Raw genomic sequence first — 20,090 nt, forward strand, 5'->3', positions numbered from 1 at the left:
CTCCGGGGCGGCCTGCCGAACCCCGTCCGGAGCCCGAGGACGTACCGGTCGGGCGGGTGGACCAACGGATGGGGGACGGGCCCGCCCCTCTCCGGACCGGCCGGGCGGATGAACCCGGCCAGGTTAGATTGGGAGGGTGCTCACTCGTCTCTCGCGCCCCCGCGCCCTCGCCCTGTGCGCCCTGCCCGTAGCCGCCCTCTTCGGCGTCGCCGCCTTCGCGCCGTTGCCGTTCACCGTGGCGCAGCCCGGCACGACCGCGAACGTACTCGGGGACGTCCGGAGCACGCCCGTGATCAGCATCCAGGGTGCGCCGACCCGCCCCACCAGCGGTCAGCTGCGGATGACGACCATCATCGCGACCGGGCCGACCGCCGACGTCGGCATCGGCGACGTGATCGACGGCTGGTTCCGGACCGACCGGGCGGTCATGCCCCGCGAATCGGTCTACCCGACCGGCGGCTCCGAGAAGGAGATCGAGAAGCACAACCTCGAGGACATGAAGAAGTCGCAGAACTCCGCCGTGGACGCGGCCCTGCGGTACCTCGGCAAGGCGCCCGGATCGGTGGACGTGACCCTGCACCTCGCCGATGTGGGCGGGCCCAGTGCCGGTCTCTTCTTCGCGCTCGGCATCGTCGACAAGCTCGACGGCAACGGTTCCGGCGGGGATCTCACCGGTGGCCGCACCGTTGCCGGCACGGGCACGATCGAGGCGGACGGTACGGTCGGCGCGGTCGGTGGCGTGTCGCTGAAGACCCAGGCCGCCCGGCGCGACGGCGCCACTGTCTTCCTCGTACCGAAGGCCGAGTGCAAGGCGGCGGGCGCCGAACTCCCCAAGGGGCTCAAGCTGATCCCGGTCACCACACTGAAGAGCGCGGTGTCCTCGCTCACGGCCCTGGACAAGGGGGCCAAGGTTCCGAGCTGCTGATGCAGGGCGAGCCGGACACGCACCAGGGCGTGTTTCGAAAGTAGCGTCGTCCGCCCGCCTGGCAGGCGGGACGTTCGAAACACGCCCTAGAGGCGGGCGGCGTCGGCCTTCGCCTCCGTACACTCCTCCACGGGCGGCCGATGGTCCATCGTGCGCCATACCGGGAAGATCATCGGGCTCACCGTCGCCAGCGTGTAGACCGCACCCAGCGCCAGGAGCGCACCGTCCGCCCCGATGCTCTCCACGAGCAGCCCCGCCAGTAGCCCGCCCACCGGCATCGCCAGCTCGCAGCCTGCGGTGAGCGCCCCGGATACCCGGCTGCGCAGCTGCTGCGGTACGCGTTCGTACGTCATCGTCGTCAGGATCGGGTTCAGGACCCCGCCCGCGAGGCCGCCCAGCAGCATCGTCACCGCGAGCGGCAGCGTCGTGTCCGTCAGCGCGGCAACCACGAACCTCGGTCCGCCGCACAGCACCACGCACACGGTGAACACCGCACGCCGCGAGAACCGGTGTCCCACCGCCCCGTACACCAGCGCGCCCGTCAGTCCGCCCGCCCCGAACAGTGCGGTGAGCAGGCCGAGTTGGGGTGCTCCGCCCAGTTCGCGCTCGGCGTGCACCGGGAGCAGTACGGCGCTCCAGCCCTGATCGGTGCCGTTCATGAAGAGCACCATCACCACGACGGCCAGCAGCAGCCGGTTGGAGAACAAGTAGGCGTATCCCTCACGCAGTTCATGGCTGTACGTGCGCAGTGAGGCCGGTGCCGCCGCCTTTCGCGGCTCGGCCGCCCGTACCCCTCGTACGCCTGCCGCGATGAGCAGCGCGGACGAGCCGAAGGTCGCCGCGTCCAGCAGCAGCACGGTCTCCGCGCCGACGAGCGCGATCAGCACCCCGGCCAGTGCCGCGCCGGTCATCCTGGCGCCGCGCGAGGCGGCGTCGAAGAGGCTGGCGGCGCGGGTGACCGTGGTCCCGGCGTGTTCGGCGAGATCCGGCAGCAGGACATAACGCGCGGTGTTGCCGGGGGTGTGGACGAGTCCGTTCAGTCCCATCAGGGCGCAGAGCATCCAGAATTCGAGCGCCCCGGCGTAGTGAAGCAGTGGAATGGTGGCGATGGCGAGTGCGCAGACGGTGTCGGTGGCGATGGAGATCCGGCGCCGTCCGATCCGGTCGATGACGGGCCCGCCGATGACCGCGGAGATGATGACCGGCAGTGTGGCACAGAAGGCGACGACACCGGCCCGGCCGGCGCTGCCCGTGGTCTGCAGGACGAACCACGGGACCCCGATCAGGGTGAGCGAAGTGCCTGCGGTGGATATGCAGTTGGCCGCGAGAAGCGCGGCGAGCGGCTTGCGGTTCCCCCCGGCCATGGCTAAACCGCGCGGGGGGAGGACGTGGACAGGACGTGCCGGTTCGGCAGGACGTGCAGGCCCAGCTCGACCAGTCCCCAGCCCAGCTGTGTACGCAGGCTCCGGCGCGGCGCCCGCACCGTACGTGCCATGCGGAACTCGTCGGCCTGCCGGTGCAGTTCGGTGCTGCGGAGCCGCTGCAGCGTCAGGTGCGTGTCGGAGTGCATGGTGGAGTCCTCTCAGTCGGTGGGGCGCGGGAACATGTGCAGATGGGTGCGGACGACGGCCGAACCCTCGGTGCCTTCGGGGACCCGGTCGCTGTAGCTGTCGACCAGGTCGTGGATCTTCTCGGCCAGCTCCAGGGAGAGCTCCGGGGTGAGCCGCAACTTGAAGTCGCTGACGTCCCAGCCGCGCAGCCACTCCTCGGGCCATTCGTGCATGGTGCCGAGCCAGGTGTTGAGCTCCTGGGTGTGCGTGGTGGCGACCTCGTGCAGGACGACTCCGATGGCGCCGCGCACCTCCGGGTCGGGGTCGCGGAGGAAGTCCGCACTGCGCTCGAATGTGGCGCCCACGTGTACGGCCCGCCACCACCGTTCGCGTCCCTTGCCGAGCGTCGGGTCGTCCTCGACGAAGCCGTGCGCCGCCAGTTGCCGCAGGTGGTAGCTGGTGGCGCCGCTGGACTCGCCGAGCCGGTCGCCGAGCTTCGACGCGGTGGCGGGGCCGAACTCCCGGAGGGCGCTGAGCAGGCGGATCCGGAGGGGGTGGGCCAGCACGCGCAGGGTGTGGACGTCGACGCGGTGGATGTTCGGGTCGAGCGGCTTCTCGCCGCCGGCTTCGTTCGCTGCCATGCCTCGACTGTAGACGTGCAAAGGGGCCTTTGCAACGCTTCTTTGCAACATCTTCTTTGTAACTCCGGGAGGCACCGGCGGCTGCGCGCTACCCCTTCTTGATGAACCCCTCCGCGATCAGCCAGTCCTTCGCCACCTTGTGCGGGTCCTCCCCGTCCACATCCACCTTCGCGTTCAGCTGCTGCGCGACCTCGGTCGTCAGCCGTCTGCTGACCGGGTCCAACAGCTCGGCGATCTCCGGGTACTTGTCGAAGGTCGCGGTGTGGATGACGGGCGCGGCGTTGTAGTTGGGGAAGAAATGCTTGTCGTCCACGAGGACGTCGAGGTCCATCGCCTTGATCCGGCCGTCCGTGGTGTACACCTCACCCAGCAGGCAGGAGTTGGACTTCGAGACCTGGGTGTAGATGATCCCGGCGTCCATCTTCCTGATATTGGAGGCCGGGATCGACATCCCGTAGGCCTTCTCCATCCCCGGCAGTCCGTCGTCACGCGAGGCGAACTCGTTCTCCACGCAGATCGTCACCGCCGCCGGGTCCATCTTCGACAGCGCGGCGACATCGGAGAGCGTCTTCAGATGGTGCTCCGCGTTGTTCTTCTTGCTGATGGCCAGCGCGTAGGTGTTGTCGAGGGTGGACTGCGGCAGCCAGGTCACCCCGTTCTTCCGGTCCTCGTCCCGGACCGCCTCCCACTGCTTCAGCGGGCTGGCGATCGGTTTCGCGTGGCCGAGGTAGGTGATCCAGGCGGTGCCCGTGTACTCGTACATCGCGTCGGCGCTGCCCTTGATGATGGCCTCGCGCGCGCTGATCGAACCCGGCAGGTTGGTCCGGTCGAGGACCTCGGCACCGGCGGCCTTGAACACCAGGCCGATCATCTGGCCGAGGACGATGTTCTCGCTGAAGTTCTTCGAGGTGACGGTCAGCGAGGCACCGTCCAGTGGCTTCCCCCGGCCGACCGAGCCCGGCACCACGTCGTCCACCATCGGCGAACCGCTCTTCAGCCCGCACCCGGAGAGCGTCACCCCGAGCAGCACCAGGGTCCCGAGGAGACCGGCCGCCCTGAGCCACCGTGCCGCCCCCTTACCCGCGCTCACGCCCCCACCTCCAGCCCGCGCGGCGTCAACGCCACCTCGACCAGGGAGGCCAGCCAGTCCACCAGCAGCGCAAGCACCACCGTCAGCACGGAACCGAGCACCAGCACCGGCATCCGCTGCGTCTGGATGCCCGACGTGATCAGGTCCCCCAGCCCGCCGCCGCCGACGAACGTCGCCAGCGTCGCCGTGCCGACATTGAGGACGAGCGCCGTCCGTACCCCCGCCAGGATCAGCGGGACGGCGAGCGGCAGTTCGACCTTCGTGAGCGTCCCCACCGCCGACATGCCGATGCCGCGCGAGGCCTCGACCAGATTCGGCTCGATCGCCCTGAGACCGGCCACGGTGTTGGAGAACACCGGCAGCACCGCGTAGATCACCATGCCGATGATCGCGGTCGACGGGCCGATGCCCAGCCAGATCACCAGCAGTGCCAGCAGGCCGATCGCCGGGGTCGCCTGGCCGACGTTGGCGAGGGCCGTGACCACCGGGGCGCCCCGGCGCAGCCTGCGCCGGGTCAGCGCGATCCCGAGCGGAATGGCGATGATCAGCACCCAGAAGGTGGAGATCGCGGTCAGCTTGACGTGCTGCCACCAGCGCAGCTGCACGTTGCCGCCGGTCAGCGCGTTCTTCGCGATCGAGTCGAGGTGGACATTCGTGATCCACAGATAGGTGAGGGCGAGGACGACCGCCAGGGCGGCCGGCATCAGCACCAGCTTGCGCCAGGTGATCCGGCGCCGCGGCGCGGCGGGCGGCGGCGCGGGTTCCTCCTCCTCGTCGCGGAAGACGTCCTGGGCGTCGTGCTCGCCCGGCAGCCGGGACGACGACGGGCGTTCCCCGGGCTCCGGCGGCACCGACCGGTGGGGACTCATGTCAGGGGGATTCATGCGCCCGCACCTCCCTCCAGCTCTTGCTCGGTCTGATGGGCGCGCAGCTCCTCCAGATCGTGCTGGTGCTCGATGGCGGTGAGCCGGTCGGCCTCCAGGAGCTCATGTACGGAGTTCATCAGGGTCTCCATGTCGACGACCCCGATGAACTCGCCGCGCCGCCCCGTCGCAGCGACCCGTCCGCTGCTGTCGAGCAGTACGGCCTCCAGCGCGTCGTGCAGTGTGGCGTCCAGGGTCACCGTGTCGTGGACCAGTTGCCCGGCGCGCGCCAGCGAGCCTCGGGCCCGCATCAGGTCGCCGCGCCTCAGCCACTTGTACGGGCGGTTCCTGCGGTCCAGCATCAGGAGCTCGTTGTGCGGGCTGCTGCGCAGCTTGTTGAAGATCGACTGGAGCGGGTCGTCGACCGTCACCGTGGGGAACTCGGCGATCCCCACATCCCGTACGCGGGTCAGATTGAGCCGTTTCAGCGCCGCGCCCGCGCCGACGAATCCGGAGACGAAATCGTCCGCCGGGTTGGTGAGGATCGCCTCCGGGGTGTCGAACTGCGCGATGTGCGATCGCTCCCGCAGCACGGCGATCCGGTCGCCCAGCTTGATCGCCTCGTCGAAGTCGTGGGTGACGAACACGATCGTCTTGTGCAGCTCGTGCTGCAGCCGGATCAGCTCGTCCTGGAGGTGGTCGCGGGTGATCGGGTCGACGGCGCCGAACGGCTCGTCCATCAGCAGCACCGGCGGATCGGCAGCCAGTGCCCGCGCCACGCCCACCCGCTGCTGCTGACCGCCGGACAGCTGCCGCGGATAGCGCCCGTGGAACTCCCTCGGGTCGAGACCGACCAGATCGAGCATCTCCTCGACCCGGTCCTTCACCTTCGACTTCGACCAGCCGACCATCTTCGGTACGAGGGCGATGTTCTCGGCGACCGTCATGTGCGGGAACAGCCCGGACGACTGGATCGCGTACCCGACCTTGCGGCGCAGCTTGACCGGGTCGATGCGGGTGACATCCTCGTCGTTGATCCTGATCCGGCCGGACGTCGGTTCGATCAGCCGGTTGATCATCTTCAGGGTGGTGGACTTCCCGCAGCCGGACGGCCCGACGAAGATCACCGTCTCACCGGCCTTGATGTCCATCGAGACGTTGTCCACGGCCGGGCTCGGATTGCCCGGGTAGAGCTTGGTCAGGTCCTCCAGCTGGATGGTGGCACCGGAGGTGGCGGTGGGCGTCCCGGCTGCCCCGGTGTCGGTCTCAGGCACGGATCCCCCTGGGAATGGTCAGCCGCCCGAGCAGGACGTACGCGGCGTCGAAGAGCAGAGCGAGGATGACGATGCCGAGCGTGCCGGCGAGGACCTGATTGAGCGCGTTGGCGCTGCCCAGTGAGGCGATGCCGCGGAAGATTTCGTTGCCGAGTCCGGGCCCGGAGGCGTACGCGGCAATGGCGGCGATCCCCATCAGCATCTGCGTGGAGACGCGGATGCCGGTGAGGATCGGCGGCCAGGCGAGCGGCAGCTCGACCCTGCAGAGCCGGGCGAACCGTGACATCCCGATGCCCTTCGCCGCGTCGACGACGGACGGGTCGACGCCGCGCAGCCCGACGATGGAGTTGCGGACGACGGGCAGGAGCCCGTACATCGTCAGAGTGATCACGGTGGGCGGGACGCCGAGACCGACCAGCGGGATCAGCAGACCGATCGCGGCGAGGGACGGGATGGTGAGGATGACGGCCGTGGTGGTGATGGCCAGCGAACCGCCCCAGCTGCTGCGATAGGTGACGATCCCGATCAGGATGCCGAGCACGGTGGCGATGACCATGCACTGGAACACGGCGCTGACGTGCTGGTACGCGTCGGTGAGCAGCTGCTGGTGCTGATTGCCCAGATACTCCCAGAAGCTCACACGTCACTCCTCGGCTCAGTCGCTGTCCTCCGCGGCCTGCTCGACGAGCGGGATGATGCGCAGAGGCACCGGGTTCTCCATGACGATCGCGGTGGAGGCCCGGACAATGCCATCAAAACCGACAACCCGGTCGATCACTCGCTGAAGGTCGGCGTTGGACCGGGCGACGAGCCGGCACAGCATGTCGCCGTGCCCCGTGGTGGTGTGCAGCTCCAGAACTTCCGGGACGCCGTCCAAATGGGCCCGCACATCGGCGCCTTGGCCCTGCTTGATCTCCAGGGTGGCGAAGGCGGTGACGGGGTAGCCGAGGGCCGCCGGATCGACATCGGGGCCGAATCCGCGGATGACTCCATTCGACTGAAGCCGGTCGAGGCGCGCCTGTGCGGTTCCGCGGGCCACGCCGAGCCGGCGCGACGCTTCCAGCACCCCGATCCGGGGCTCGCGCGCAAGCAGCACGATGAGCCGCCCGTCCAGATGATCGATCGCCATACGGGTCCCCTCCATGGTCACCATGTACAGATAGTCCGCCCATCCAAGCAAACCTGTGTACAGACTGCTCAGCGAAAACGCGAACTATTGCGCACCTTGCGATGCGGGGAGAGCCTTCCCTTATGACTGAGACGCTGCACAACACCCCTGACACCGCCCGGCAGGCCGACCCCTTCCCGGTCAAGGGAATGGACGCGGTCGTCTTCGCCGTGGGCAATGCCAAGCAGGCCGCGCACTACTACTCGACCGCCTTCGGCATGAAGCTCGTCGCCTACTCCGGACCGGAGAACGGCAGCCGCGAGACCGCCAGTTACGTACTGACCAACGGGTCGGCACGCTTTGTCCTCACCTCCGTCATCAAGGCATCCACCGACCACGGCCGCTTCCTGGCCGACCATGTCGCGGAGCACGGCGACGGCGTGGTCGACCTGGCCATCGAGGTCCCCGACGCACGGGCGGCATACGCGTACGCCGTCGAGCACGGCGCCCTGGGCCTCACCGAGCCGCACGAGGTCAAGGACGAGCACGGCACGGTGGTGCTCGCCGCGATCGCCACGTACGGCCAGACCCGCCACACCCTCGTCGAGCGCTCCGGCTACGACGGCCCGTACCTCCCCGGCTTCGTGGCCGCGGCCCCGATCGTCGAACCGCCCGCCAAGCGCACCTTCCAGGCCATCGACCACTGCGTCGGCAATGTGGAACTGGGCCGGATGAACGAGTGGGTCGGCTTCTACAACAAGGTCATGGGCTTCACCAACATGAAGGAGTTCGTGGGCGACGACATCGCCACCGAGTACTCCGCCCTCATGTCGAAGGTCGTCGCCGACGGCACCCTGAAGGTGAAGTTCCCGATCAACGAACCGGCGATCGCGAAGAAGAAGTCGCAGATCGACGAGTACCTGGAGTTCTACGGCGGCGCGGGCGTCCAGCACATCGCCCTCGCCACCAACGACATCGTCGCGTCGGTCCGCACGATGCGCGCAGCGGGCATCCAGTTCCTGGACACCCCCGACTCGTACTACGACACCCTCGGCGAATGGGCGGGCGAGACCCGCGTACCGGTCGAGACGCTGCGCGAGCTGAAGATCCTCGTCGACCGCGACGAGGACGGATACCTGCTGCAGATCTTCACCAAGCCGGTCCAGGACCGCCCGACGGTCTTCTTCGAGATGATCGAACGCCACGGCTCGATGGGCTTCGGAAAGGGCAACTTCAAGGCCCTGTTCGAGGCGATCGAGCGCGAGCAGGAGAAGCGCGGCAACCTCTGAGCCCAGCTGGCTCCCACGTGAAGGCGGGGTCTCCGACGGATCCGGAGGCCCCGTCTTCCGTGCTCTGCGCCACGTCCGTCTTCGCCGCCGTCGTGGCCACGGGCGCATCACGCACACGTCTCGCCTCCGCCGCCGTCGGTGCGGCGGCCCCGGACGCGGTACAGAAGTTCCTGGCCGCCGGACTCGGGCCGGGGAGGCCGTGGATCCGGCAGCAGGGCGATCCCGGCAACGCCGGCAGGGCGCCCGGGATCCGGGACGTCCGGCATCGAACCGACGCCGGAACGGTGTGAAGAACCGCCGCGCCCCTGTCAGCTGCTGCCCGGCGCAAGCGAGGCCGGGGGAGCGGGAGCGATGGTGGTCCCCGTCGTTCCCGCCGCCAGGTTGCCCTGCTGCGCGGGCGGGGCCTCGGACGGTTCCGGGGACTGCTGAGGGGGTTCCGCGGGAGGCATCGGTTCGGGTGCCGGGGGCACCTCCTGCGGGTGGCCCGCCGAGGTGCCGCCCAGCTGGTCCAGGGCCTTCTGGGCCGATGGGGCGTCCAGAGGGCTGAAGTGGGGGTTCGTGCGCAGCGCCTCCTCCAGGTGGCGGCGGGCCGGGCCGAGGTTTCCCAGCCCCCGTTCGATCATGCCCAGGTGGTACGCGTACAGGGCCGTCCCACCACCCGTGTCCGCCGCCTGCTGCGCGTATGCCAGCGCACTCTGCGAGTCGCCCGATCTGTACAGCGCCCAGCCCAGCGCGTCCGCCACTGCCGCGCTGTGGTGCTGTCGGTCCCACTCCGCCCGCAGCAGCTCCACCGCCCGCGACGCATCACCGTGGTCGGCCTCGAAGCGCCCGAGGAGGAGGGACTCGTCGACCCCATGGCCGCTCTCCTGGGTCAGGGTTCTGCGGAGCTTCGTGTACTGGCCCCGGGACTCGTCACCCAGCCCCAGCGACTCGTACAACTCGCCGAGTTCCAGCATGTATGCGGGGCTCGGGAGCCGGGACAGCGCCGCCCGGTAGTCGCGCTGCGCCTCGTGCGTACGGCCCAGGGCCGCCAGCGCCCGCGCCCGGCCCGCGAGCGACGGAGGGTGGGCGCGGTCCGTCCGCAGGGCCGCGCCGTACTGCGCCACCGCCTCCTCGGACTCGCCCCGCTCCCAGGCCAGTTCGCCCAGCCGGAACAGGCAGTCCGTCTTCTCGGCGGGGGTGGCGGCCCGGTTCGCCGCATCCTGCGCGACCGCCCGGGCGTCCTCGCGCCGGCCCGCGTTCCGGTACATCTGCGCCGTCCACGAGAGCGCCGGTACACCCGAGCGGAGCGCCGTGAGCTTCTCCACCGCCCGGCCCGCCGCCGCGTACTGGCCGAGCCCGTTGTACGCGTCGATCAGGACCGGGTACGCCGTCCAGTCCTTCGGCCGCCGGGCCCGTACCGTCTCGCCCCACTTCTTCGCCGTGACGAAGTCGTGCCGCGCGTTGGCGAGCGCCGCCAGCCCCACCCAGGCCGCCGTGTTCCCCCGGTCACCCGGCTGTACGTCCAGCGAGCGCCTCAGTGCCTGCTCCGCCCGCCCGTAGTACGCCACGTCCGCGGAACGCCGCCCCCACTCCACGTACGCCGATCCGAGCACCGCCCACGACCGCGCGTCGGACGGATGCGTGCCCACCCAGCTCTGCCGGTCCCCGATCAGTGCCGTCAGATCGGCGAGGGAGGCGGGGGCGCCCGCGTTCGTCGCGGTCAGGGCGCGCATGACCGGTCCCGGCACGGGCGGCGGCGCGGCTTCCTTCTCCTCGTCCGGTACGGACACGACCGCACCCGTGACCAGCACGGCGGCTGCCACCGCACCGACCGCGGCCCGGCGCAGCGTCGTGTGCAACGAGACCGGCGGGAGTTCGGCCGGTGTCGCGGGGGCCGGGGCGGGCGGCGGTTCGGAGCCGGGGAGCGACGACGTCTGCGGTGGGCAGGCGACGTACGGATCGGACGAAGGGGGCGTGTGATCCGACTGGGGGGACTCCGGAGGCTGCTGCGGCATGACATCCATGCCGATCACTCTGCGTCAGTATGAAGATCGCACCGTGTTGTGCGTAGGCTGCCGCAGACGGGTTCACACCATTGGCCCCGGGTGCCACGCTTGGATCATGGACGATCTTCTCGAACGACTGCGCGCGGGCCTTCCTGCCGAGGCCCTGATCACCGATCCGGACGTCACGGCCTCGTACGCCCACGACATGGCGAGCTTCTGCGACGCGGGCGCTCCGGCCGTGGTGGTGCTGCCACGCACGGTCGAGCAGGTCCAGCACGTCATGCGCACGGCGACCGCGCTGCGCGTGCCGGTCGTCCCGCAGGGTGCCCGTACCGGCCTGTCGGGCGCGGCCAACGCCTCCGACGGCTGCATCGTGCTGTCCCTGGTGAAGATGGACCGGATCCTGGAGATCGACCCGGTCGACCGGATCGCCGTCGTCGAACCGGGCGTCATCAACGCCGTGCTGTCCCGTGCGGTCAACGAACACGGCCTGTCCTACCCGCCGGACCCGTCCAGCTGGGAAACGTGCACCATCGGCGGCAACATCGGCACCGCGTCCGGCGGGCTGTGCTGCGTGAAGTACGGCGTCACCGCCGAGTACGTACTCGGCCTCGAAGTCGTCCTCGCCGACGGGCGCCTCCTGACGACCGGCCGCCGGACAGCGAAGGGCGTCGCCGGATACGACCTCACCCGGCTCTTCGTCGGCTCCGAGGGCAGCCTCGGCATCGTCGTCCGCGCCGTGCTCGCCCTGAAGCCGCAGCCGCAGCCGCAGCTCGTCCTCGCCGCCGAATTCCCGTCCGCGACAGCCGCCTGCGACGCCGTGTGCCGGATCATGGAGCGCGGCCACACTCCGTCACTCCTCGAACTGATGGACCGTACAACGGTCCAAGCCGTCAACACGATGGCCCACATGGGTCTCCCCGACTCCACCGAGGCGCTGCTCCTCGCCGCCTTCGACACCCCGGACCCCACCGCCGACCTCGCCGCCGTCGCCGAACTCTGCACCACCGCCGGTGCCACCGAGGTGGTCCCCGCGGCCGACGCCGCCGAGTCCGAACTCCTCCTCCAGGCCCGACGGATGTCGCTGACCGCGCTGGAGGCCGTCAAGTCGGCCACGATGATCGACGACGTGTGCGTACCCCGCTCCAGGCTCGGCGCCATGATCGAGGGGACGGCGGCCATCGCGCAGAAGTACGACCTCACCATCGGCGTCTGCGCCCACGCGGGCGACGGTAATACCCACCCCGTCGTCTGCTTCGACCACGCCGACGCCGACGAGTCGCGCCGGGCCCGCGAATCCTTCGACGAGATCATGGCGCTGGGCCTCGAACTCGGCGGCACCATCACCGGCGAGCACGGCGTCGGCGTCCTGAAAAAGGAATGGCTGGCCCGCGAACTCGGCGAAGTGAGCGTCGAGATGCACCGGGGCATCAAGGCGGCGTTCGACCCGCTGGGGCTGCTCAACCCCGGCAAGGTCTTCTGACGCCGCCGACGGACCGCCCGTCAGACCTCGCCGTCCGTCGACTCGTCCGACGGCCACGAGTTGCTCAGCCACAGGTCGTCGGCCGGCAACGGCGCGAGCAGCTCGGCGAGAGCGGCGTCGACGCCGAGCCGCCCGGTCTCGGTGCCGGGCGGCACCAGCCTCAGCGTCCCCTCCACCCACGCGGCCACGGCCGCGGACGACACCTCCAGCAGCGCATCACCGTCGGGCGAGCTCAGCGCCACGCAGAGGACGTTGCGCCGCTCGATCTCGGCCGGCCAGATCCGCACGTCCCCGTGCCCGCAGGGCCGGAACACGCCCTCGATCAGCAGATCGCGGGCGAACGTCCAGTGCACGGGGAAGTCGGAACCGATGTGAAAGGTGACGTGCACGGCGTACGGATCCTCCGTGCGGTACGTCAGCCGGGCCGGGACGGGGATGCTCCGCTCCGGCGACAGGACCAGCTTGAGTTCCAGCTCGCGTTCCACAACGGTGTGCATGAGTGCGTCCTTTCGGTGCCTGTGGACCGGTCCCCTGACCGGCCCGCACGTGGAGAGAGCACCCTCCCCGCCACCTATGACGCGACTTCCGGAAAGAACTTCACCCTGACCGGAAAGTGCCCCAAACGCCGGGACCGGCCCGGGGGTACGCGGCTGTCTGATAGATGTGGTCCGTTGACTTGAGGCTTCGAAGAGATACGGGACCACGGTGATGAGCGCCCCAACCCCGGCACCCGGTGACGACAGGCCCCGCGAGGGGTATTACCCCGACCCGTCCATTCCCGGATATGTCCGGTACTGGAACGGCACTTCGTGGGTTCCCGGTACGAGCCGTCCCGCGCCCCAGCAGGGCGAACCGATGGCCGCGACGCCCTCCGAGGGGGCAACGCCCGAACCGCAGCCGCAGCCTTCGGCACCGATGCCCGCCCAGGCGTCCGGCCCGACCTACGCGCCGGTGGACGAAACCGGTCCGGTCTTCCTCGACGAGGAGCCGAACGACGGCAACCGGCCCGAACCCTCGTCCGCCTGGCAGGCCGACGCCTCCCGGCAGACCGGCTTCGGCGGGGAACGCGACCGGCGGGTGTCCTGGGGCGGCACAGGCGGTACGGGGCAGCCGGGCGGGGCCGGAGCAGCGGGCCAGGTCCCTGCGGACCCGGCACCGGGAAACGAGGCCCCCGCCGACCGGGCCCCCGCGGACCCGCGCCTGCCCGGGCCGCAGGACCCCACGGGCGGTGCGCTGCCGGGCATGCGGGGCGGCAACAGCCAGGTCCCCGAGCGAACGGTCGCGATCCGGGCCGGCCGCCCGGCCGAGCCCAAAGGCGGCAGCGGTGAGGCGGGGCGTCCGCCTGCCGACGGTACGGTCACGATCCGTCCCGCGGGACAGGGGGGCCGGCCGCCCCGTCCCCGCAACGCAGAACAGGAACCGGCCAACGGGACGATGGCGATCCGCGCGGTTCCCCCCGGCACCAGCGCCCCGCAGCCCTCCGCGGCGGCACCTGCTCCGGCTCTCGCGCCCGCTCAGGCCGCCGCGCCGGCCCCGGCGCCCGCACCCGCGCCGGCCCCGGCCAATCCGCTCACCCAGGGCCCCGGCGGCGGCGCCTCCTGGGCGCAGCAGGCCCACCAGCCGGCCGCGCCCCAGCAGGCCGCCCACCCGCAGCCCCAGCCCTCGCAACAGCAGCAACTCGGGCCCAAGCAGTCCCAGCAGGCCGTGCCGTCCCAGCAGCGTGTCAGTGCGCACGCGGCTCAGCCGGACGGCCCCGTCGTGCCATGGAAGCCCCCGGTCAACGACCACTTCCAGCAGCTCGCACAGGCGCAGGCGGCCGCCCGCCCCGCCGGGCTCGGCAAGCGGTTCGCCGCCCGGCTCGTCGACACGGTCGTGCTGGGCGCGCTCGTCGGCGCGATCGGCTTCCCGCTCGTCTCGCAAGCGCTGGACCATATCGGCGACAAGATCGACGCGGCGAAGCTGTCCGGCCGGACGGTCACCGTCTGGCTGGTGGACTCCACCACGGCCGGGCTGTTCGGCGGCGTGCTCGGTGCGTTCCTGGTGCTCGGCGTACTGTTGGAGGTCCTGCCGACCGCGAAGTGGGGCCGCACGCTCGGCAAGAAACTCTGCGGTCTGGAGGTACGGGACATCGAGTCCCACGGGACGCCCTCCTTCGGTGCCGCGCTCCGCCGCTGGCTGGTCTACGGCGTGCTCGGTCTGCTGGTCATCGGCGTGGTCAATGTCCTGTGGTGCCTGTTCGACCGCCCGTGGCGGCAGTGCTGGCACGACAAGGCGGCACACACCTTCGTGGCGGGCTGACGACGAGCACGACGACGCCGCGCGGGCGACCCGCGCGGCTGACGGCTCATCGGGCGAGCGGCGGCTGCTCCGTGCCCCGTTCCCTCGAACGCACCTCAGGGCCTGTCGGGTGGCCTCTGATCGGGCGGACGCGGCGTGGCACGCACGCTTCCGGCGTTGCCGAAATGCTCTAGTGGCTCCGCTACGAGGCCATCCCGGCGCCTTGGAATCGCACGCACCACGCCGCGTCCGCTCTCCGATCGAAGGTCACCCGACAGGCCCTGAGCCGTTGCGGGCACCCGTGGGCCGGGGTGCACTGCCCCCATGAGCAACGATCAGCCGACGTCCGGCCAGCCTCCCGAGGACGACCCGTTCCTCAAGAAGCCGCAGGGGCCGCAGCCGCCGTCGTCGGGTTCGCCCTACGACGGCGCTCCGCCGCCTCCGCCGCCGTACGAGCCCGGTCCCTACGGCGGTGGTCCGTACGGCGGCCCGGACCCGCTGGCGGGCATGCCGCCGCTCGGCGAGCCCGGCAAGCGGATCCTGGCCCGGCTGATCGACTTCCTGATCATTTCGATCCCGCTGTATCTGATCTCGTTGCCGTTCGGCGGCCCGGTCGAGGTGTCGTCGAACAACGCCAACAGCAACTACGACAACTTCAGTAACGCCTTCAACCAGACCTACAGTGCCCGTCAGATGCTCTGGTCGCTGATCGGGCTCGTGGCCTACGTGGCGTACGACACGTACTTCACGCACAAGGACGGCCGCACCATCGGCAAGCGGCTGATGAACCTGCGGGTCGCGATGCTCAATGACGGCCGGGTGCCGGACACCAGTGCGGCGTTCCTGCGGGCCGTGGTGCTGTGGCTGCCGGCGCTGCTGTGCTGCCCGTGCCTGTGGTGGCTGATCAACATCGTGCTGATGTTCACGGACAAGCCGTACCGGCAGGGGCTGCAGGACAAGGCGGCCAAGACGGTGGTGGTCTCGACCGCATAGCCGACGTACGCAGACGGTCCGCCCGAGCCGCACGCCGCCGGTTGCCCGGTCAGCGGCGCAGGGAGTGCTCGCCCACCCGCTCGGTGGCGCGGGCGGCCGGGATCCTGGCCGGCTGAACGTCGTCGAGCTCGATGTCCTCGGCTGCGCCGACGGTGGAGGCGGCGCCGTGGTTCGTACGAACCGCGGTCGCCGTCTTTGCCGTCTTCGCCGCATTCCTTGTTTTCATTCGCAGCGGCAGGGGTACGGTGACGGCCACCAGCAGACCGAGCGCCAGCGCCGCCGTGCCGATGACGGCGATGCCGATGCCCGAACTCGTGCGGGACAGCAGGAGCATGGCGAGCGTCGAGAAGACGACGGTGACCGATCCGTAGGAGAGCTGTGCAGCAGTGGGACGCGGCATGGCGGTATCCGTCCTCGGGGCATCGGAAAGGGCAGTCTCTCAACGCGGTCGCACTCTCAAGCGACTCTACGACGGTGGATGCCCTGGAGGAACCGGTAGTAAGCGTGACCTAACCCACGGTGCCGATGCATGGGGGGCGCACTGAGTCATCCAGTGCGTCAAAGGGGAGCATTGGCGCGCCGGTCGTCCGTTCGGTGAACGTCCGTATAACGGAACCGCACTCCCGCATAATGCACTTGGCCTGTTCAAGTCAAGGTCTGTCTTTTCTCGTGTAACTCCGGTCGAATGGCGTCACTTGTGACGCGTATCCGCGCGCGGCCTCCTCATCACTCCCAGGCCGCAGCCGCGGGCGCCGGGGAGGACTGCATCAAGTGACCACCAAGAGACGGACGCTCCGCGCCGCGGCGGTTGTCGTGGCCATGGCCGCCACCGCTGCCACGGCGTCGACCTTCGCCACCGCACAGGCGGATGACAAGGCATCAGGCGTCGGCGCATCCAGCATCGACCGCCGCGACCCGGCATCGGCCGAGGGCAACGCGCACAACCTGAAGGGCCCCTTCAGCGAGCAGCAGGACGCCCAGCGTCAGGCCGCCCTGGAGCAGGTCGTATCCGGCGACAAGAAGGTGTCGAACCGCAACGGCTCCAAGGTCGTCAAGCTCGACGACAAGAAGTACGTCGAGCTCGGCCGCGAGAAGACGGACAAGATCTTCACGATCCTGGTGGAGTTCGGCGACAAGGTCGACGACACGACCATGTTCGACCCGGACGGCGACGGCCCCAAGCCGCCCGTCAAGAAGTACGGCGGCACGCCCGGACCGCTGCACAACAAGATAGCCAAGCCGGACCCGGCGAAGGACAACAGCACCGCCTGGCAGGCCGACTACAACCAGGCCCACTTCCAGGACCTCTACTTCGGTGAGGGCGCCGGCAAGGACTCGCTGAAGACGTACTACGAGAAGACGTCCTCCGGACGCTACTCGGTCGACGGCCAGGTCTCCGACTGGGTCAAGGTCCCGTACAACGAGGCCCGTTACGGTTCCAACTACTGCGGCTCGTCCAACTGCGCCAACGCCTGGGACATGGTCAGGGACGGCGTGAACGCCTGGGCGGCCGACCAGAAGGCCAAGGGCCGCACGCCGGAGCAGATCAAGGCGGACCTGGCGCAGTACGACCAGTGGGACCGCTACGACTACGACAACGACGGCAACTTCAACGAGCCCGACGGCTACATCGACCACTTCCAGGTCGTGCACGCGGGTGAGGACGAGTCCGCGGGCGGCGGCGTCGAGGGCTCGAACGCCATCTGGGCGCACCGCTGGTACGCGTACGGCACCAACGCCGGTGCGACCGGCCCGGCCGACAACAAGGCCGGCGGCACCCAGATCGGTGACACCGGCATGTGGGTCGGCGACTACACCGCGCAGCCCGAGAACGGCGGCCTGGGTGTCTTCGCCCACGAGTACGGTCACGACCTCGGTCTGCCGGACCTCTACGACACCACCAACCGCGCCGAGAACTCGGTCGGTTTCTGGTCCCTGATGTCGGCCGGCTCCTGGCTCGGAACCGGCAAGAACGCCATCGGTGACCTGCCCGGCGACATGACCGCCTGGGACAAGCTGCAGCTGGGCTGGCTCAACTACGCCTCGGCCAAGGCCGCCACGAACTCGGTCCACAAGCTGGGTGTCTCGGAGTACAACACCAAGGACAAGCAGGCGCTCGTCGTCGAGCTGCCCAAGAAGCCCGTCACCACCGCTGTCACGACGCCCGCGGAGGGCGCCAAGCAGTGGTGGAGCGACATGGGTGACGACCTCAACAACACCCTGTCCCGCTCGGTCGACCTGACCGGCAAGTCCAAGGCGTCCCTGGACCTTTCGGGCTGGTGGGACATCGAGAAGGACTACGACTTCCTCTACACCGAGGTGTCTACGAACGGCGGCGCCAGCTGGACCGCGATCGACGGCACGGCCGACGGCAAGGCGATCCCGCGTGACGCCAGTGACAAGCCGGCGCTGACCGACGTGTCCGGCAAGTACCAGAAGCTGTCGTACCCGCTGGACGCCTACGCGGGCAAGAAGATCGACATCCGCTTCCGTTACACCACCGACGGCGGCGCGGGCGGCGTGGGCTTCGCGGCCGACACCATCGCGGTCAACGCCGACGGTGCCGTGCTCTTCTCGGACAACGCCGAAGGCGACGACAACGGCTGGACCGCCAAGGGCTTCTCCCGGGTCGGTGCGTCGTTCACCAAGGACTACCCGCAGTACTACATCGCGGAGAACCGCCAGTACGTCTCGTACGACAAGACCCTCAAGGTCGGCCCGTACAACTTCGGCTTCCTCAACACCCGTCCGGACTGGGTCGAGCACTACCCGTACCAGAACGGTCTGCTGATCTGGCTCTGGGACCAGTCCCAGAAGGACAACAACGTCTCCACCCACCCGGGCCAGGGCCTGATCCTGCCGATCGACGCGCACGCCAAGCCGCTGAAGTGGGCCGACGGCACCGTCATCCGCAACAAGATCCAGCCCTTCGACGCGCCGTTCAGCTGGCAGCCGACCGACGGCTTCACGCTGCACAAGGCCGACGTGGCGACCAAGATCAAGTCCCAGCCGGGCGTCCCGGTCTTCGACGACCACAAGGGCACCTACTGGTACGAGGAGAACAAGACCGGAAGCGTGAAGGTCGCTGACACCAACACCCGGATCACGATCGTCAGCGAGCCGCTCAGCGGCTCGACGATCACGGTCAAGGTTGGCGCCTCGCACAAGTAATTCCGCATCACCGCAGGTCAAAGCATGATCGGCCGTCGCCCTCTAGCGGGCGGCGGCCGATCGTGTTTAGGTGCCTCTTATTCGGATTCTTATTGACACGATGTCTCACGGGGGAGCGCGGAGCATGGCAGGCGGAGGATTCAGCAAGTTGCCGAACGGCAGTGTGGTGGTCGCGATCACCCTGAACGGCCCGGCGGACGGGACGGACCCGGGAACCCCGGTCCGGGTCCTGGTGCACGCGGCGAACCGGGCCCGCGCACTGACCCGCCTGCGCAATGTGGGCCTCCGGGCGGTCTACCTCCGCGGCAACGCGGAACCACCCACGCCCGACGAGATCACGGCGGTGCTGCACCACCCGGACGGCCTGCTCTGGCGAGCGAGACCGGCGAACGCCCAGGAACTCTGGCACCCCATCCGGACACTTCTGCGCCCACCGGTACCGGCCCACCAGTCCTGAGAGCGCCTGCGCGCCGCCCTGCCACGTGGAGCCCGTCCGGCGCTCGAGAAGCAAGACCCGGGCCGCAAACCGGCCCGGGTCTTCGAGCGCCACGACGGCAGGGACAAGCCCGTCCGGCGACCGAGGACAACGCGGCCGCCGGACGACCTCGGCACCTCCCGCCGCCCTACACCACCGGCTTGCCGGAGAGCTCCACCCCGGCCTCCCGGAGCTCCTCCAGCGCCCGCCCCGTGCTCGCGGCGGCTACGCCCGCGGTCAGGTCCAGCAGCACATGCGTCGCGAACCCTTCCCGGACCGCATCCAGCGCCGTCGCCCGCACGCAGTGATCCGTGGCGATGCCGACGACGTCGACCTCGGTGACCCTCCGGTCCCGCAGCCACTGCGAGAGCCCCACCCCGTTCTCGTCGACCCCCTCGAAGCCGCTGTACGCCGCTGCGTACGCCCCCTTGTCGAACACCGCATCGATCGCGCCGGAAGCGACCGCCGGGGCGAAATTGGGGTGGAAGCCCACCCCCTCCGTGCCGGCGACACAGTGCGCAGGCCAGGAGTGCTGGAAGTCGGGCTGTGCGGAGAAATGGCTGCCCGGGTCGACATGGTGGTCACGGGTGGCGACCACATGGCGGTATGCGGCCTGGGCCTCACCGATCAGGTCGGTGATGGCGGCGGCGACATCCGCGCCCCCCGTCACCGCGAGGCTGCCGCCCTCGCAGAAGTCGTTCTGAACGTCCACGACGATCAACGCGCGGTGCATGGCGGGTGTCCTTCGATGGGGAGAGAAGCGGGGGAGGAGAGCGGAACGGTGAAGTTCGAGGGCCGTAAGACCGACCCTAGAGACAAAGACCGCCTTGCGGGAGGGGGCGTATCGCTGCTAGGGCGTGTTTCGAAAGTAGCGCCGTCCGCCCGTAGGGCGGGCCTGGCGGCGTCTGGAGCGTGCGATCGCAAGGCGGAGGCTCGCCCCGATACTGGGCGTATCGGGGCGAG

20 protein-coding genes are annotated in these 20,090 nt (G+C 69.7%); 8 read left to right on the forward strand and 12 right to left on the reverse strand.

Features of this window, described 5'->3' with window-relative positions; all coding sequences use genetic code 11:
* Positions 1-136: 136 nt before the first annotated feature.
* Positions 137-925: a S16 family serine protease gene (locus AB0915_RS21375; protein WP_366692590.1), complete on the forward strand. Its 789-nt coding sequence runs from the start codon at positions 137-139 to the stop codon at positions 923-925.
* A gap of 86 nt (positions 926-1,011) precedes the next feature.
* Here the strand turns inward: AB0915_RS21375 and AB0915_RS21380 are convergent, their stop codons facing one another.
* The 8 genes from AB0915_RS21380 to AB0915_RS21415 all read right to left on the reverse strand — a co-directional run bounded on the left by AB0915_RS21380 (position 1,012) and on the right by AB0915_RS21415 (position 7,472).
* Positions 1,012-2,289: an MFS transporter gene (locus AB0915_RS21380; RefSeq protein WP_366692591.1), complete on the reverse strand. Its 1,278-nt coding sequence runs from the start codon at positions 2,287-2,289 to the stop codon at positions 1,012-1,014.
* 2 nt (positions 2,290-2,291) lie between these two features.
* Entirely contained in the window at positions 2,292-2,495 is a 204-nt protein-coding gene (locus AB0915_RS21385; RefSeq protein WP_366692592.1) for a hypothetical protein, read from the reverse strand.
* 12 nt (positions 2,496-2,507) lie between these two features.
* A complete protein-coding gene (locus AB0915_RS21390) occupies positions 2,508-3,116 on the reverse strand; it encodes a helix-turn-helix domain-containing protein (protein WP_366692593.1) in 609 nt (202 codons plus the stop codon).
* An 88-nt stretch (positions 3,117-3,204) separates the two neighbouring features.
* On the reverse strand, positions 3,205-4,149 hold the full coding sequence (locus AB0915_RS21395; protein WP_366692608.1) for a glycine betaine ABC transporter substrate-binding protein: 945 nt from the start codon (positions 4,147-4,149) through the stop codon (positions 3,205-3,207).
* A gap of 53 nt (positions 4,150-4,202) precedes the next feature.
* Positions 4,203-5,075, reverse strand: coding sequence for an ABC transporter permease (locus tag AB0915_RS21400; protein WP_366692609.1), 873 nt, complete (start codon positions 5,073-5,075; stop codon positions 4,203-4,205).
* A gap of 11 nt (positions 5,076-5,086) precedes the next feature.
* Positions 5,087-6,343 (reverse strand): betaine/proline/choline family ABC transporter ATP-binding protein, encoded by a 1,257-nt coding sequence (locus AB0915_RS21405; protein WP_366692594.1) that lies wholly within the window; start codon positions 6,341-6,343, stop codon positions 5,087-5,089.
* Entirely contained in the window at positions 6,336-6,983 is a 648-nt protein-coding gene (locus AB0915_RS21410; protein ID WP_366692595.1) for an ABC transporter permease, read from the reverse strand. Before AB0915_RS21410 ends, AB0915_RS21405 begins: the two co-directional genes overlap by 8 nt.
* 15 nt (positions 6,984-6,998) lie before the next feature.
* Entirely contained in the window at positions 6,999-7,472 is a 474-nt protein-coding gene (locus AB0915_RS21415) for an Lrp/AsnC family transcriptional regulator (protein WP_266985129.1), read from the reverse strand.
* A gap of 122 nt (positions 7,473-7,594) precedes the next feature.
* Here AB0915_RS21415 and hppD point away from each other — a divergent pair, with 122 nt between their 5' ends.
* Together hppD and AB0915_RS21425 are read left to right on the forward strand one after the other, a co-directional pair.
* Positions 7,595-8,740 (forward strand): 4-hydroxyphenylpyruvate dioxygenase, encoded by a 1,146-nt coding sequence (gene hppD, locus AB0915_RS21420; RefSeq protein WP_366692596.1) that lies wholly within the window; start codon positions 7,595-7,597, stop codon positions 8,738-8,740.
* Positions 8,741-8,799: 59 nt separating this feature from the next.
* Entirely contained in the window at positions 8,800-9,030 is a 231-nt protein-coding gene (locus tag AB0915_RS21425) for a hypothetical protein (RefSeq protein WP_366692597.1), read from the forward strand.
* 18 nt (positions 9,031-9,048) lie between these two features.
* Here AB0915_RS21425 and AB0915_RS21430 read toward each other — a convergent pair whose 3' ends face one another.
* Positions 9,049-10,746 carry a tetratricopeptide repeat protein gene (locus tag AB0915_RS21430; RefSeq protein ID WP_366692598.1) on the reverse strand — a complete coding sequence of 566 codons (1,698 nt, stop codon included), beginning with the start codon at positions 10,744-10,746 and terminating at the stop codon, positions 9,049-9,051.
* 97 nt (positions 10,747-10,843) lie between these two features.
* On the opposite strand from AB0915_RS21430, the gene AB0915_RS21435 reads away from it, so the two are divergent.
* Positions 10,844-12,211, forward strand: a complete 1,368-nt coding sequence (locus AB0915_RS21435; RefSeq protein WP_366692599.1) for an FAD-linked oxidase C-terminal domain-containing protein — start codon at positions 10,844-10,846, stop codon at positions 12,209-12,211.
* A gap of 20 nt (positions 12,212-12,231) precedes the next feature.
* On the opposite strand, the gene AB0915_RS21440 is transcribed toward AB0915_RS21435, so the two are convergent.
* Complete coding sequence (locus tag AB0915_RS21440) at positions 12,232-12,708, reverse strand: SsgA family sporulation/cell division regulator (protein WP_366692600.1); 477 nt, start codon at positions 12,706-12,708, stop codon at positions 12,232-12,234.
* 211 nt (positions 12,709-12,919) lie between these two features.
* On the opposite strand from AB0915_RS21440, the gene AB0915_RS21445 reads away from it, so the two are divergent.
* A complete protein-coding gene (locus tag AB0915_RS21445; protein WP_366692601.1) occupies positions 12,920-14,509 on the forward strand; it encodes an RDD family protein in 1,590 nt (529 codons plus the stop codon).
* Between the two features lie 303 nt (positions 14,510-14,812).
* Complete coding sequence (locus AB0915_RS21450) at positions 14,813-15,481, forward strand: RDD family protein (RefSeq protein WP_366692602.1); 669 nt, start codon at positions 14,813-14,815, stop codon at positions 15,479-15,481.
* A 49-nt stretch (positions 15,482-15,530) separates the two neighbouring features.
* Here the strand turns inward: AB0915_RS21450 and AB0915_RS21455 are convergent, their stop codons facing one another.
* The gene (locus tag AB0915_RS21455; protein WP_366692603.1) at positions 15,531-15,881 is read right to left on the reverse strand and encodes a hypothetical protein; all 351 of its coding nucleotides are present in this window, start codon (positions 15,879-15,881) and stop codon (positions 15,531-15,533) included.
* A gap of 371 nt (positions 15,882-16,252) precedes the next feature.
* On the opposite strand from AB0915_RS21455, the gene AB0915_RS21460 reads away from it, so the two are divergent.
* Together AB0915_RS21460 and AB0915_RS21465 are read left to right on the forward strand one after the other, a co-directional pair.
* Positions 16,253-18,652 carry an immune inhibitor A domain-containing protein gene (locus AB0915_RS21460; RefSeq protein WP_366692604.1) on the forward strand — a complete coding sequence of 800 codons (2,400 nt, stop codon included), beginning with the start codon at positions 16,253-16,255 and terminating at the stop codon, positions 18,650-18,652.
* A gap of 124 nt (positions 18,653-18,776) precedes the next feature.
* Entirely contained in the window at positions 18,777-19,109 is a 333-nt protein-coding gene (locus AB0915_RS21465) for a hypothetical protein (RefSeq protein WP_366692605.1), read from the forward strand.
* Positions 19,110-19,275: 166 nt separating this feature from the next.
* Here the strand turns inward: AB0915_RS21465 and AB0915_RS21470 are convergent, their stop codons facing one another.
* On the reverse strand, positions 19,276-19,860 hold the full coding sequence (locus tag AB0915_RS21470; RefSeq protein ID WP_366692606.1) for an isochorismatase family protein: 585 nt from the start codon (positions 19,858-19,860) through the stop codon (positions 19,276-19,278).
* Positions 19,861-20,090: the final 230 nt, after the last annotated feature.

The organism is Streptomyces sp. NPDC048411 (genome assembly GCF_040704695.1).
In the GTDB taxonomy this organism is placed as follows: Bacteria; Actinomycetota; Actinomycetes; order Streptomycetales; family Streptomycetaceae; genus Streptomyces.